Genomic DNA, 13,169 nt, shown 5'->3' on the forward strand with positions numbered 1-13,169 from the left:
CGTCTACCCATGCCGGCCCTTCGAAACGGTAGAGTCGCGGCGTGAGCGAGCCTGTCCGCATCCCCTACGGCGCACACCCAGACCAGTGGGGCGACCTGTATCTGCACGGGCTCGGCACTGCCGTAGTGGCCGACGGCGGCTGGCGCGGCGTCGTCGTCGTGATCCACGGCGGCTATTGGCGGGACAAGTACACCGCGGAGCTTGGCGCTCCCGTTGCCCGCGACCTCGCCGCGCACGGCTTCGCGGCGTGGAACCTCGAGTACCGCCGGGCGGGCTCCGACGCGTCAGACGGGACGCATGCGGCGGGCGACGGCGGATGGCCGGCCACCTTCCTCGACGTCGCCGCCGGGATCGACTGCCTCGCCGCGGTTCCCGGGCTAGGCCTGCTCGCGGACGACGACGCCGAGCGGCTTGCGCAGACCATCGCAGCCGGGCGCGTGGTCGGCCTGGGGCATTCAGCGGGCGGCCACCTCGCGGTGTGGGCGGCCGGCAGGCACACGCTCCCAGCCGGAGCCCCAGGTGTGCCCGCGGCAGGAGAGGCAACCCCGGTGGCGCTGCGCGGCGTCGTGAGCCAGGCCGGGGTGCTGAGCCTCGCCGCGGCGGAGGAGCTCAACCTGAGCCGAGGGGCGGCGCGGAACCTCATGGGAGGGGCGTCGAGCGACTCGCCCGAGCTTGCGCGCGCCTTCACGCTCGCGGATCCGATGCGGGCGCTGCCGATCGGTGTTCCGGTGCACGCCGTGCACTCGCGCGCCGACGACGCCGTCCCCTTCGCGCTCTCCGCCGACTATGTCGCGGCCGCGCAGGCGGCCGGGGATCCCGCCGTCCTGCACCACACCACCGGCGATCACTTCGCCGTGATCGACCCGGCGCACGAGGCGTACCGTCTGTGCAGGCGGCTCGTCGGGGAGCTTCTGGACTGACTGCCCTCTCCCTTGTTGGCATCATGGGCGGGTGAGCATCCTCAGGTCCGTGGTCCTCTTTGCCCTTGCCGCTGCGGCAGAGATCGGCGGCGCATGGCTCGTGTGGCAGTCCGTGCGCGAGGGGAAGCCGTGGTGGTGGGCCGGGCTCGGCGTCATCACCCTTGGGATCTACGGGTTCATCGCCACGTTCCAGCCCGATGCGAACTTCGGGCGCGTGCTCGCGGCGTACGGTGGGGTGTTCGTGGCGGGGTCGCTTGCGTGGGGCATCCTCGTGGACGGCTTCCGCCCCGACCGCTGGGATGTGATCGGGGCACTCGTGTGCCTCGCGGGGGTGGCGGTGATCATGTTCGCCCCGCGCGGGTCGGGGCAGTGACCCCTCAGCCTTGGGACATGACCCCTCAACCGTGGGACATGACCCCTCACCCTTGGGACATGACCCCTCAACCGTGAGGGGTCAGGCGAGCTCTCGGAGGGCGTCGCGGATCGCCTCGATGCCCTCCTGCAGCTCGGCGAAGGACGTGCTCAGCGGCGAGAGCCCGATCCGCAGCCCGTGCGGCGGCCGGAAGTCCGGGATGACGCCGCGCTCCCACAGCAGGGCCGTGACCTCTCGGAACCGCGGATGGTTCACCGTGATGTGCGAGCCGCGCTCGGCCGGATCCCGGGGCGAGGCGAGCTCGACCCCGAGCGGGGCGAGCAGCTCGTCATGCAGGGCGATCGCCCGCTCAGTCAGCTGCACCGACTTGGCCCGCACCGCATCCATCCCGGCCTCAGCGATCAATTCCAGCATGTGCTTGAGCGGCTGCATAGCAAGGATCGGCGGGGTGCCCGTGATGAACCGGCGCACGTTGGCTGACGGCTCGTAGGCGTGGGTCATGCCGAACGGGTCTGCCGCGCCCATCCACCCCCAGATGGGCTGCTGGAGCCGGGCCTGGAGGTCCGAGCGCACGTACGCGAACGCTGGCGCCCCCGGGCCGCCGTTGAGGTACTTGTACGTGCAGCCGACGGCGAGGTCCGCGCCCCACGCGTCCAGCTCCACCGGGACCGCTCCCGCCGAATGGCACAGGTCCCACAGCATCAGCGCCCCGGCATCCTGCGCCGTCTGGGTGATCGCGGCGGCCTCTGCCAAGAACCCCGAACGGTAGGCCACGTGGGAGAGGAGCACGACGGCGGTACGCGGCCCTGCGGCCGCCGCGACGTCGCTGGGCCTCACCCCGGCGGCCGGGTCGGACTCGATCCACACGAGCCGAGCGCCCCGCTCGGCCGCGATGCCCTCCACGATGAAGCGGTCCGTGGGGAAATTGTCGCGGTCCACGACGATCTCGTTCCGGCCCTCCCCGGCGGCGGCCTGCGCGTCCAGGGCCGCCCGGAGCAGCTTGTACAGCAGGACGGACGTCGAGTCCGCGACGATCGTCTGACCCGGCGCCGCGCCGAGCACCAGCTCGCCGAGGCGGTCGCCCACGGCGGTGGGCTCGTCCATCCATTCCTCGTCCCACGCGCGGATGAGCCGCTCGCCCCACGGCCCGGCGACGAACTCGGCGAGCCGGACGGGCGTCTCGGCGAGTGGCCTCCCGAGCGAGTTCCCGTCGAGGTACGCCAGGACGGACTCGCCGTTCGGCCCGGTGGGCCGCAGGAAACGGTCGCGGAGCCGCGCGAGGGGGTCCGCGGCGTCGAGCGCTGACGCGGTGACGGCGGGAGCCGCGGCAGCAACGGCGTCGTGCGCCCAACCGGAATCAAGGGGGCCAGTCACGGCTCAGGCTCCGATCTCAGTGCGGACGGCGTACAGCTCGGGGAAGAACGTGAGGTCCAGGGCGCGCTTGAGGAAGCCGACGCCGGAGGAGCCCCCCGTGCCCGTCTTGAAGCCGATGGTGCGCTGCACCGTGCGCAGGTGGCGGAAGCGCCAGAACTGGAAGTTGTCCTCGACGTCCACGAGCGCCTCGCAGGCCTCGTAGAGCCCCCAGGGCGTGCTGTCCGACTCGTAGATCTCGCGGAACACCGGCACGAGCTCCTCGCGGAACGTCCAGTGCTCGCTCACATCCCGCTCGAGGACCTCGGCCGGGATCGCATACCCGACGCGGGCGACGGCGCGCAGGAACTCGTCGTAGACCGTCGGCTCCTTCAGGATCCCCTCGAGCAACGCCTGCGCCTCGGGCTCTGACGAGAAGACCTTGAGCATGCTTCGGTGCTTGTTCCCGAGGATGAACTCGACGGCGCGGTACTGGTAGGACTGGAAGCCCGACGCACTGCCCAAGGAGCCGCGGAACTGTGCATACTCACGCGGGGTCAGGGTCGCGAGGACCGTCCACTGGTCGGTGAGCTGCTTCTGGATCGCCTTGACCCGGGCGAGGCACTTCAGCGCCATGCCCAGATCATCGCGGGCAAAGCGGGCGCGGGCCTCCCGCAGCTCGTGGAGCGCGAGCTTGAGCCACAGCTCGGAGGTCTGGTGCTGGATGATGAACAGCATCTCGTCGTGATGCTCTGGCTGGCTCACGGGGTGCTGGGCGTGCAGGAGCCGGTCCAGGTCGAGGTACCTGCCGTACGTCATCGCACCGTGGAAGTCGGTGCGGATGGACGCTTCGATGTCGCGGACGCCTTCGGCCACGGGGGTCTCCTTGCCTGATTCGGTGGACGGGCCCCTTGTGAGGGCCATCACCGATCCTAGCCGCGGCGCGGAGGGTCAGAAGTCGATTCCCCTCACGAGGGTGATGAACTGCTCCCTCGTCTGGTCAATGGTCGGACCCGTGGGGGAGATCAGGAGCTGCGCCACGAAGATGGCCATGTTCTGCCCGCGGGCCACCATCAGCGACATGACGGTGATCGGCACGTCGCCCGCTGGGCGGAGGGACTTACCGATGTTCGGCTCCGAACGGACGATGAGGACCGCCTGATCCCCAACTCCCTCGATCTTCTGGCCGTCCGGCGGCAGCTGCCCGGAGACCAAGGACGCTCCGCCGGGATGGGACTCGATCGAGAAGGTGAGCGAGTCGGGCCCCGGCGTTGCGAGGTTCCCGAAGGTGTACCTGCAGCTGCCATCACCCGGGAGGACCTGCGCTTCGGTTGTCGCGGCAAAGGCCTGCTTGATGGCTCCGGCGCTGACGAAGGCGCACACGGGGTTGTTCGTGCTGGCCTGGGGACCAGCCGCTGGCGCGGACGGGACGCTGAGCGCGGTTCCGTTGCCCCAGCCCGCGTCGACGAGAGCCTGGGCCAAAGCACGGGCCGAGGCGTTGCCGTCCGGAACCGGGGTTCCCGCAGCGACGGGCGGCATGGCGAGGTAGCGGAAGTCGAGGGATTCGTTGCCGCGGACCGCCGTGAGGATTGTGTTGGCCGACGCGTTGGCCTCACGGTGGAACCACCCGCTCCACTGGAAGCACGCGAAGTCGCCGATCCCGGCCGCGGGCGAGCAGTCGGGGGTCTTCTTCGCCTCGGCGATCTCCGTGGCAGACGCGGGGGAGGTCAGGGCCACGGAGAGGCCATTGCCCTTGGCGGACCTGCTGTAGTAGCCGCAGAGGTAGGCCCTGCTCCCGCCCGGCCTCGCCGGGGAGTTCGCCATCGGCGTCTGGCCCGGGTCCACCTTCGCCGCGATCGCCGGCGTGATGAGGTCGCAGGCGGGATTGCCGGTGCTGGAGGCGGATCCGGACGATGAGGAGGACGATGAGGACGAGGACGAGGACGACCCGGACGACGAGGAGGACGACGCCGCCGAACCGCCTTGTGCGCACCCGCTCAGCACCAGGACGAACGCCACCGTCAACGCAGCGGCCCCGTGCGACAACCTCTGGCGTGAATGCATCTCCCGCTCCCTGCGTGATGGGCCAGGCCGCTTCCGAGAATCGCCCTCGTTCTCCAACCGGTCGGTGAGTCCACCCTACGGAGGCGCTGGGAGGCACCTGTAGAGTCTTTCGGCTCTCAGCACCCGGGCCCGCTCCCAGCCGACCCCCGGGTCTGGCCTACAGCGCCCCCGGCCTCACGAGCCCGCACTCGTACGCGAGGACCACGGCCTGAACCCGATCCCTCACTCCGAGCTTGGTGAGGATGCGCGTCACGTGCGTCTTGACCGTTGTCTCCGAGAGGACAAGATCCTTCGCAATCTCGGCGTTGGAGCGTCCGCGGGCTATCTGCATCAGGACCTCGCGCTCGCGTTCTGTCAGGGCAGAGGTTGCGTCGGGCACTGTGCCGGGGGCGGGCCGGCTCACGAATTCCTCGACGAGCCTGCGGGTGATGGCGGGCGCGAGCATGGTGTCGCCCACGGCGACGGTGCGCACCGCGTGCGCGAGGTCGTCGGGGCGCACGTCCTTGAGCATGAAGCCGCTCGCTCCGGCCCGGATGGCCTGGTACACGTAGGCGTCGAGGTCGAACGTGGTGAGCATGAGCACCCTCGCACGGGACCCGGCCACGAGGCGGCGTGTGGCCTCCACCCCATCCAGAACGGGCATGCGCACGTCCATGAGCACCACGTCTGGGTCCTGCTCGCGGCACACGGACAGCGCCTCCTTGCCGTCCCCGGCCTCGCCCACGACGACGATGTCCGGCTCCTCGCCGAGGATCAGGGCGAATCCACGCCGGACGAGCGCCTGGTCGTCGACGACGACGATCCTGATCTTCCCACCGGTCATGATCCGGCCCCGAGCGGAAGCCGGGCCGTGACGCAGAACCCGCCGCCCGCCGTCGTGCCCGCCGAGATGCTGCCGCCGTGCCCGGCGACGCGCTCCCGCATGCCGGCGATGCCGTGGCCTCCAGTAGGCCCGCCGGGGCCCCGGGCGGGCCCGACGTCGCGCACCTCGGCGACCAGCGCGCCGTCGTCCTCGTGGACCTGGACGAGCGCGTGGGACGCTGCGGAGTGCTTGAGAACGTTAGTCAGGGCCTCCTGCACCACGCGGTACGCGGTGAGCTGGACGCTCGGGGGCGGGTCATCGTGCGGCGGCGACATCGCGTACTCGATCTCGAGCCCAGCGTCGCGGAAATGCGTGACGAGTCGCTCCAGCTCGGCGAGCCCCGGCTGGGGTTCGAGGGCGTCCGACGGCGCGGGGTCGCCGCTGCCCTGATCGGACCTCAGCACGCCGAGCATCCGCCGGAGCTCGGCGAGCGCATCCCGTGCGGTCTCCTGCACAGCGTGGACAGCCTCGACGGCATCCGGCCCCCCGCGATGCATAGTCCGCTCGGCTGCGGTGGCCTGGACCAGCATGACGGTCACGGAATGCGCGACGACGTCGTGGATGTCCCGGGCGATCCGAAGGCGCTCCTGGGTCACGGCCCGATCCGCGAGCTCTTCACGGTTGCGCTCGAGCTCGACTGTTGCCGCGCGCAGGTCGAGGATGAGCTGACGGCGGCTCCTGAGGACGCGGGACATGCCCCACGTCCCGCCGACGACGATCACAAGCCAGGCGTACTGCCGCAGGTCAGGCGCGCTCACTACGGCCAGGGGGAGGACGACGCCGCCGAGGCCCACGGCGGCCCGCCGCCACTCCAGCGTGAACCCCACGGCGTAGACCACGACAAGGCACGCAATGACCTCGGCCAGGAAGTTGCCATGCCGGAGCCCCACAGCAGCGGACACGAGGACCGTCCCTACCACCAAGCCCACCGACACCCACAGCGCCCCACGGAAGAGCAGCATCGAGACGGCGAAGGCGACGGCCACCGCGGCGGTTCCCCACAGCTGCGGACCCGAGTCCTCCGCGAAGGCCTGTCCAAGCCCAACGGCGAGAACCACAGCCGCGAGCAACCAGCCGAGCTGTCCTGGACCACGCGCTAGAGCGCCCATGGTCCCAAGAATAGGAGCAGCGCCGCCGGCGCGGATCCCCCGAAGGAAGGTGTGCGCATCCTCCTTCGGATGTACAGGGATCTCGAGAGATGGGCCACCGGGCGGGGCGGAGATCCTCACGCCCGACGACGCGGTGCCCTGCCTCGGACTCCTACTGTTGCAGCGTCCACTCGGATTCGATCTCCAAGGAGCCCTCCCATGTCAGCCTCAACCCACACCATCAGCTGGTTCCATGCCCCGTCCGACGGGGTGGCAGCCCATCCGCGCCAGGCATTCAGGGTCCGGCGGATAGCAGGTGCCGCATGCCTGCCCCTGCTCTTTCTCGAGATGATCGTCGGGAGCCTCGTCGTTCCGCTCGCGGAATCGGCCACCTCGCCCCAGACCCTCGCGTTCGCCGCCGATCACCCCGCGGCCCTGTCCGCCCTGGCCTGGATGGAGCTGTTGGGTGCCGCGATCTGCATCGGCGGCCTCCTGACATTGGTCGGGGCGATCCGCGCCCGCGGCGCCTGGCTGGCCAACGTCCTCGGGATCCTCGCCGTCCCGTTCGGGGTGGGCATGGCTGCTATCTCGCTCAACCACTTCGTCGCCTTGGGCCTCACGAGGTCAGGGATCCCTGCAACTGATGCCGCGGCCGCCCTCGACGGGTTCCACGCCGCCGGGGGGCCCCTGCCGATCCTGTTCATGCTCGGCCCGGTGATCTTCCTCCTTGTCGCCCTCGCAGCCTGGCGTGCCCGGCTCGTACCCGCGGCCGCCATCGCTCTCGGGGTCCTCTTCGCCGCTCTGGCAGCTGTGCCGGGTCCTCAGTGGACGGGGATGGCCGCCTATGCCGTCGGCTTCGTGCTCACCGCCTGGGTCGCCTGGGCTGAGGTAAGCGAGCAACGGCCACTTCACACGGCGGCTGAATCGGCGTAGGCATGGAGGGCAGCCATCAACGGCCCCATCCGCCCGACCGCAGAGGAGCATCACCATGCGCTATCGCAAGCTCGGCAGTTCCGACCTCGAGGTCTCGGAGATCTCCCTCGGCTCGTGGCTCACGTTCTCCGGGGGCATCGAGGCGGAGCAGACCCGCGCCTGCACGGAGGCCGCATTCGACGCCGGCATCACCCTGTTCGACACCGCGAACGTCTACGGCCGGGGCGCCTCGGAGACGGCCTGGGGCGAGATCCTCTCGAAGCATCCCCGCAGCTCGTACGTGCTCGCCACCAAGGTGTTCGGCCAGATGTCCGACGATCCAGCCGATCAGGGCCTCTCCCCCGAGCAGGTCGCCAAGCAGATCGACGCCTCGCTGGCCCGCCTCCAGACCGACTTCGTGGACCTCTACCAGGCCCACCGCTTCGACGTGAAGGTGCCGATCGAGGACACGGTCGAGGCGCTCGCCAAGGTCGTGGAGCAGGGCAAGGCCCGCTATCTGGGCTTCAGTGAATGGACGCCCGAGCAGATCCAGGCGGCGATCGACGTCGCCGGCCCGGATCTGTTCGTCTCCTCCCAGCCGCAGTACTCCATGATCTGGCGCTCGCCCGAGAGCGAGGTGTTCCCGCTCTGCGCGGCCAACGGGATCTCGCAGATCGTCTGGTCCCCGCTCGCCCAGGGCGTCCTGACCGGCAAGTACAAGCCGGGTGAGCCCATCCCTGAGGGCAGCCGCTTCGCGAGCGACACCATGAACGTCTCGAAGGAGCAGCTCATGCGCGAGCCGATCCTGCAGGCGGTGCAGCGTCTCATTCCGGTTGCCGAGGGCGCTGGGCTGGACCTGCCGACCATGGCCCTCGCGTGGGTCCTCCGCCGGAGTGAACTCGCCTCCGCCATCACGGGCGCGTCCCGGCCCGAACAGGTGCACTCCAACGCGGCGGCCTCCGGGGTAGAGCTCTCGGACGATGTCATCTCGGCGATCGACAACGCCCTCGGCGACATCCCCGTCACGGAAACCACCCTCGCGCCCAACGCAAAGGCGGGGGTGCTGCACAGGGCGTGACGCGGCAGTTCGGGCTGGCTCTCCGCCGCCGTCGTGCACCCGGTGCGCACACGAACTGGCCCGTCCACGCCCTCGGCCAGACCATCTGGGTCGAGCCGGTGGACGGCGCGGCCTACGGGGCGGGGCGGCGGACACGGGCTGCACTGAGGCGAAGGAGCGCGGCGCGAACCCGAGAGCGGTACGCGCCACGCTCTCTTGTGTGCTGCCCCACTCCTCGCTTACCATCGATGAGAGCGATATTAGAACACGGTGTTCTAATATCGAACAATCATCCGATGGCGAGTGGTCGCCACCCCACAGAGAAGTGAGGAAACCCCCGTGCAGTTCCACCATCACGGCTACGTCTCCACGAACCCCAAGGTCCAGCCAGCCGCGGGGGTTGGCCTCAACCGCCCCGAGGAGCTCCCGGACCAGGTCGACGTCCTGATTGTCGGCACCGGCCCCGCGGGCATGATCACCGCCGCGCAGCTCTCCCAGTTCCCGGACGTGACCACCCGCATCATCGAGCGCCGCGGCGGCCGCCTCGAGATCGGCCAGGCGGACGGCATACAGGCCCGCAGCGTCGAGACCTTCCAGGCATTCCGCTTCGCCCCGGAGATCATCGCCGAGGCGTACCACATCACCGAGATGAACTTCTGGCAGCCGGACCCCGAGAACCCGCAGGACATCATCCGCACCGCCCGCGCGGTCGATGACGAGATGGGCATCAGCGAGTTCCCCCACCTGATCGTCAACCAGGCCCGCGTGCTCGACTACTTCGCCGACTTCATGAAGCACTCCCCCACCCGGATGGTCCCGGACTACGGCTGGGGGTTCGTCAGCCTCGAGATCGGCGAGGGCGAGTACCCGGTGACCGTCAAGCTCTCCGGCACCTCCCAGCACGAGGGCCAGGAGCGCACCGTCAAGGCCAAGTACGTGGTGGGCTCCGACGGTGCCCGCAGCAAGGTCCGCGACCAGATCGGCACCACCATGACCGGCGACCGCGCGAACCACGCGTGGGGCGTCATGGACGTCCTAGCCAACACGGACTTCCCGGACATCCGCACCAAGTGCGCCATCCAGTCCCACGACGGCGGCAGCATCCTCCACATCCCGCGCGAGGGCGGCTACCTGTTCCGCATGTACGTGGACCTCGGCGTGGTGCCGGACGACGACAACGGCAAGATCCGCGAGACCCCCCTCGAGGAGATCATCGAGCGCGCGAACAAGATCCTCCACCCGTACTCGGTGGACGTGAAGAGCGTTGCGTGGAACAGCGTCTACGAGGTGGGCCACCGGGTCACCCACCGCTTCGACGACGTCCCCACCGAGCAGGCAGGCACCCGCACGCCGCGCGTCTTCATCACGGGCGACGCCTGCCACACCCACAGCGCCAAGGCCGGCCAGGGCATGAACGTCTCGATGCAGGACGGGTTCAACATCGGCTGGAAGCTCGGCCACGTCCTCGAGGGCCGCAGCCCCGAGAGCCTCCTGTACACCTACACCGCCGAGCGGCAGGTCATCGCGCAGAACCTCATCGACTTCGACCGGACTTGGTCCTCGATGATGGCCAAGAACCCGGAGGAGTTCGAGAGCCCCTCGGAGCTCGCCGACTTCTACGTGCGCACCGCGGAGTTCCCCGCGGGCTTCATGACCGAGTACAAGCCCTCGATGATCGTGGGCGAGGCCAAGCACCAAGACCTGGCCACGGGCTTCCCGATGGGCAAGCGCTTCAAGTCCGCCAAGGCGGTGCGCATCTCGGACACGAACCCGCTGCACATCGGCCACCTCGCCGAGGCGGACGGCCGCTGGCGCATCTACGTCTTCGCCGACCAGGCAGCCCCGGGCACCGCGGACTCCACCCTCGAGAAGTTCGCCGACTGGCTCGCCAACGACCCGGCCTCCCCGGTCGTCACAACGCCCGAGAACCTCGACCGCAACGCGTGGTTCGACGTCAAGGTGGTCTACCAGCAGGACCACCGCACCTTCGACCTCAACGACGTCCCGGCCGCGTTCAAGCCGCACGTGGGCCCGTTCCAGCTCAACGACCTCGAGAATGTCTTCGGCACCCTGAAGGACGAGGACATCTTTCAGGAGCGTGGCCTCAACCGCGATGGCGTGGTCGTGGTGGTCCGCCCGGACCAGTACGTCGCGAACATCGTCCCGCTCGCAGCCACCGAGGAGCTCGGCGCGTTCTTCGCGGGCGTCATGAAGGGCCGCACCACCGCCGAGGTCTGATGCGACGCAGCCGCCCTTCGGGTGGCGCGCACGACGGCGCGGGGTCGCCTTCCGTACGGGAGGCGACCCCGCGCCGTCGTACTTCTGCCGGGATTCAATGGCCATTTCCTCAGGGGAGCGTGCTCCAGTGCTGCGCGAATGTTTGTCCCATGCCAAAAGTGGGAAAATGCGCACCATCAGAAGCACCACGTGAAACACCAGAACGGAAGGCCTGACCATGGACTCACTCACCGCGGGGCTCGCCGAAGTGGCGCGGTTCATCCCGCAGTTCCTGTTGTTCCTTGTCATCCTCATCGTGGGACTGCTGGTGGCCAGGGTTATCGCAAAGGCCCTCTCACGTCTCCTGACCAAGGTCGGCTTCGACCGGTGGGTCGAGCGTGGGGGTGTGAAGCGTGCCCTCGCTGGATCCAATCTCGACGCGAGCGAGATCGTCTCGAAGATCATCTACTACACCCTCGTCCTCTTCGTGCTCCAATTCGCATTCGGGGTCTTCGGCCCGAATCCCGTCAGCACGTTGCTCGCAGCGATCATCGGATTCCTGCCGAAGATCATTGTGGCGATCATCATCGTCATCGTGAGCGCAGCGATCGCGGCCGCCGTCAAGACCCTCATCCAGGGGTCGCTCGGCGGACTCTCCTACGGCCGGACGCTGGCCAACATCGCGAGCATCTTCATCATCGGCATCGGCATCATCGCGGCCCTGAACCAGGTGGACATCGCGGTGACCGTCACGACCCCGATCCTCATCGCAGTGCTCGCGGCGATCGTCGGCGTCGTCATCGTGGGGGTGGGCGGCGGACTCATCAAGCCGATGTCCCAGCGCTGGGAGAGCTACCTCTCCCGAGCGGAAGAGGAGGCCCCGCGGGTCAAGGCGCACGCTGAGTCCGCGCCGCCGGCCACCGAGCAGATCAAGGAGGCGGCTCGTCAGCACATGCCCGAGAAGCCCGAAGGCGGCTCGCACCGCTCCTGAGCTACTGCGCATCCTGAGTGCCCGGCATGGCACAGTGAAACTAGGCAAGGAGGAGCGCGATGCTCACCAACGCGGATCTTGAGGACCTCGTTCAGGGCAATGGCGACGTGGTCTCGCAGGACGGGGAGAAGATCGGCGGAATCGGCGGCTTCTACCTCGACGACGACACCGACACCCCCACGTGGGTCACGGTGAAGACGGGTCTATTCGGCACCAAGGAGTCCTTGGCGCCCCTCGAGGGCGCGAGGATCGCCGAGGAGAACCTCGTGGTCCCCTATTCGAAGGATCAGGTCAAGGATGCTCCCCGGGTGGACGCGGACGAGCACCTCGAGCCCGGCGAAGAGGACAGGCTCTACCGCCACTATGGACGGTCAGCGCCTCAGGGGCTCGCAGACGCTCAGCGCCCCCAGGGCGAAGCCCGGATCCAGAGCGAGGCAGAGGCAGGGGCAGGGGGCGACGCTATCGACAGAAGTCGGCTCCCGGGACGCCTCCGCAGGCGTCCTTCGGCTGCAAGCGTGAACCAGCCAATCCCGGTGGAGCACGAGGTCGTCGAGACGGATAGGGGCCTTGATGACGACGGGCCCCGCTGACGGACGGGAAGTCGAGGGCCGGCGCTCCGCCAATGAGCCGGAGGGGCTGGGTGCGCCGAACCCCGATTCGAGCGTACCCAGAGGCCGCCAAGCGGGATCCGAGGGATCCCGGGACGCTCCACGTCTGAGCGCCCCATCAGGGGGCCGGACCGAGCGACCGCCGTCCGCGCCCGCACCGGGGGGCCAAGGCCGCGTGACCCGGGCCGGGGCTACGTGGACGGCGGTCGTTGCAGGGCTCGTCGTCTTCATCCTGCTCGTGGTCTTCTTCATCCAGAACCAGGACATGGTGCAGGTGCACTTCCTGGGGCTGGTCGGCCCGGTGCCGCTCGGCCTAGCACTCTTCATCGCCGCCGTGGCGGGCGGAGTGCTCGTGGCCATCGCCGGGGCGGTGCGGATCTTCCAGCTCCGCTCCGCCGCCCGCCGCGCCCGTCGCAACCCCTCGCCGCGCTGATAGCCCCTCGGACCCGGCACGCCGTCATTCTTGGCGGCGTGCCGTGGTCAGTGCCACGCGAAGGTTGCCGGCGAGATGGAGGAGCAGCGCGACAACGAGGAAGGCGACCAGCACCTGGGCCGTCGTGGCGAATACCGCCGGCCACCCGCCGTCGAGCGTCGACGCGCTGCGCAGCGGATTCCTCACCGGCGATTCCCTGAGCGAGGGCAGGCCCGCCGGACAGACGACCTGAACCTGGACCGGACGCCGGGAGGTGTGGACTGGATCTGGGAGGGCGTTTGCTTGATGCGGCAG

14 protein-coding genes are annotated in these 13,169 nt (G+C 69.2%); 8 read left to right on the plus strand and 6 right to left on the minus strand.

Going from position 1 to position 13,169, the window contains the following annotated elements:
- Positions 1–41: 41 nt before the first annotated feature.
- A complete protein-coding gene (locus tag LF262_RS08635) occupies positions 42–920 on the plus strand; it encodes an alpha/beta hydrolase (RefSeq protein ID WP_308190511.1) in 879 nt (292 codons plus the stop codon).
- A gap of 31 nt (positions 921–951) precedes the next feature.
- Positions 952–1,293: a YnfA family protein gene (locus LF262_RS08640; protein WP_235779895.1), complete on the plus strand. Its 342-nt coding sequence runs from the start codon at positions 952–954 to the stop codon at positions 1,291–1,293.
- Between the two features lie 81 nt (positions 1,294–1,374).
- Here LF262_RS08640 and LF262_RS08645 read toward each other — a convergent pair whose 3' ends face one another.
- From LF262_RS08645 to LF262_RS08665, 5 genes are all read right to left on the minus strand, one after another.
- Entirely contained in the window at positions 1,375–2,667 is a 1,293-nt protein-coding gene (locus tag LF262_RS08645) for a kynureninase (RefSeq protein ID WP_235779896.1), read from the minus strand.
- Between the two features lie 3 nt (positions 2,668–2,670).
- A complete protein-coding gene (kynA, locus tag LF262_RS08650; RefSeq protein WP_235779897.1) occupies positions 2,671–3,567 on the minus strand; it encodes a tryptophan 2,3-dioxygenase in 897 nt (298 codons plus the stop codon).
- A 27-nt stretch (positions 3,568–3,594) separates the two neighbouring features.
- Positions 3,595–4,707 carry a hypothetical protein gene (locus tag LF262_RS08655; RefSeq protein WP_235779898.1) on the minus strand — a complete coding sequence of 371 codons (1,113 nt, stop codon included), beginning with the start codon at positions 4,705–4,707 and terminating at the stop codon, positions 3,595–3,597.
- A 157-nt stretch (positions 4,708–4,864) separates the two neighbouring features.
- Positions 4,865–5,530 (minus strand): response regulator, encoded by a 666-nt coding sequence (locus LF262_RS08660; protein ID WP_235779899.1) that lies wholly within the window; start codon positions 5,528–5,530, stop codon positions 4,865–4,867.
- Positions 5,527–6,678: a sensor histidine kinase gene (locus LF262_RS08665; RefSeq protein ID WP_235779900.1), complete on the minus strand. Its 1,152-nt coding sequence runs from the start codon at positions 6,676–6,678 to the stop codon at positions 5,527–5,529. Before LF262_RS08665 ends, LF262_RS08660 begins: the two co-directional genes overlap by 4 nt.
- A 198-nt stretch (positions 6,679–6,876) precedes the next feature.
- Between LF262_RS08665 and LF262_RS08670 the strand changes: the two genes are divergently transcribed.
- The 6 genes from LF262_RS08670 to LF262_RS08695 all read left to right on the plus strand — a co-directional run bounded on the left by LF262_RS08670 (position 6,877) and on the right by LF262_RS08695 (position 12,875).
- Positions 6,877–7,590 (plus strand): hypothetical protein, encoded by a 714-nt coding sequence (locus tag LF262_RS08670; RefSeq protein WP_235779901.1) that lies wholly within the window; start codon positions 6,877–6,879, stop codon positions 7,588–7,590.
- A gap of 55 nt (positions 7,591–7,645) precedes the next feature.
- Positions 7,646–8,647 (plus strand): aldo/keto reductase family protein, encoded by a 1,002-nt coding sequence (locus tag LF262_RS08675; protein WP_235779902.1) that lies wholly within the window; start codon positions 7,646–7,648, stop codon positions 8,645–8,647.
- A gap of 318 nt (positions 8,648–8,965) precedes the next feature.
- On the plus strand, positions 8,966–10,864 hold the full coding sequence (locus LF262_RS08680; protein WP_235779903.1) for an FAD-binding monooxygenase: 1,899 nt from the start codon (positions 8,966–8,968) through the stop codon (positions 10,862–10,864).
- Positions 10,865–11,081: 217 nt separating this feature from the next.
- Positions 11,082–11,834 carry a mechanosensitive ion channel family protein gene (locus LF262_RS08685; protein WP_235779904.1) on the plus strand — a complete coding sequence of 251 codons (753 nt, stop codon included), beginning with the start codon at positions 11,082–11,084 and terminating at the stop codon, positions 11,832–11,834.
- Positions 11,835–11,893: 59 nt separating this feature from the next.
- Positions 11,894–12,424, plus strand: a complete 531-nt coding sequence (locus tag LF262_RS08690; protein WP_235779905.1) for a PRC-barrel domain-containing protein — start codon at positions 11,894–11,896, stop codon at positions 12,422–12,424.
- 193 nt (positions 12,425–12,617) lie between these two features.
- Positions 12,618–12,875: a LapA family protein gene (locus tag LF262_RS08695; RefSeq protein WP_235779906.1), complete on the plus strand. Its 258-nt coding sequence runs from the start codon at positions 12,618–12,620 to the stop codon at positions 12,873–12,875.
- 24 nt (positions 12,876–12,899) lie between these two features.
- Here LF262_RS08695 and LF262_RS08700 read toward each other — a convergent pair whose 3' ends face one another.
- Positions 12,900–13,061, minus strand: coding sequence for a hypothetical protein (locus LF262_RS08700; RefSeq protein ID WP_235779907.1), 162 nt, complete (start codon positions 13,059–13,061; stop codon positions 12,900–12,902).
- Between the last annotated feature and the right edge of the window lie 108 nt (positions 13,062–13,169).

The sequence above is a fragment of the Sinomonas notoginsengisoli genome, assembly GCF_021554725.1.
In the GTDB taxonomy this organism is placed as follows: Bacteria; Actinomycetota; Actinomycetes; order Actinomycetales; family Micrococcaceae; genus Sinomonas; species Sinomonas notoginsengisoli.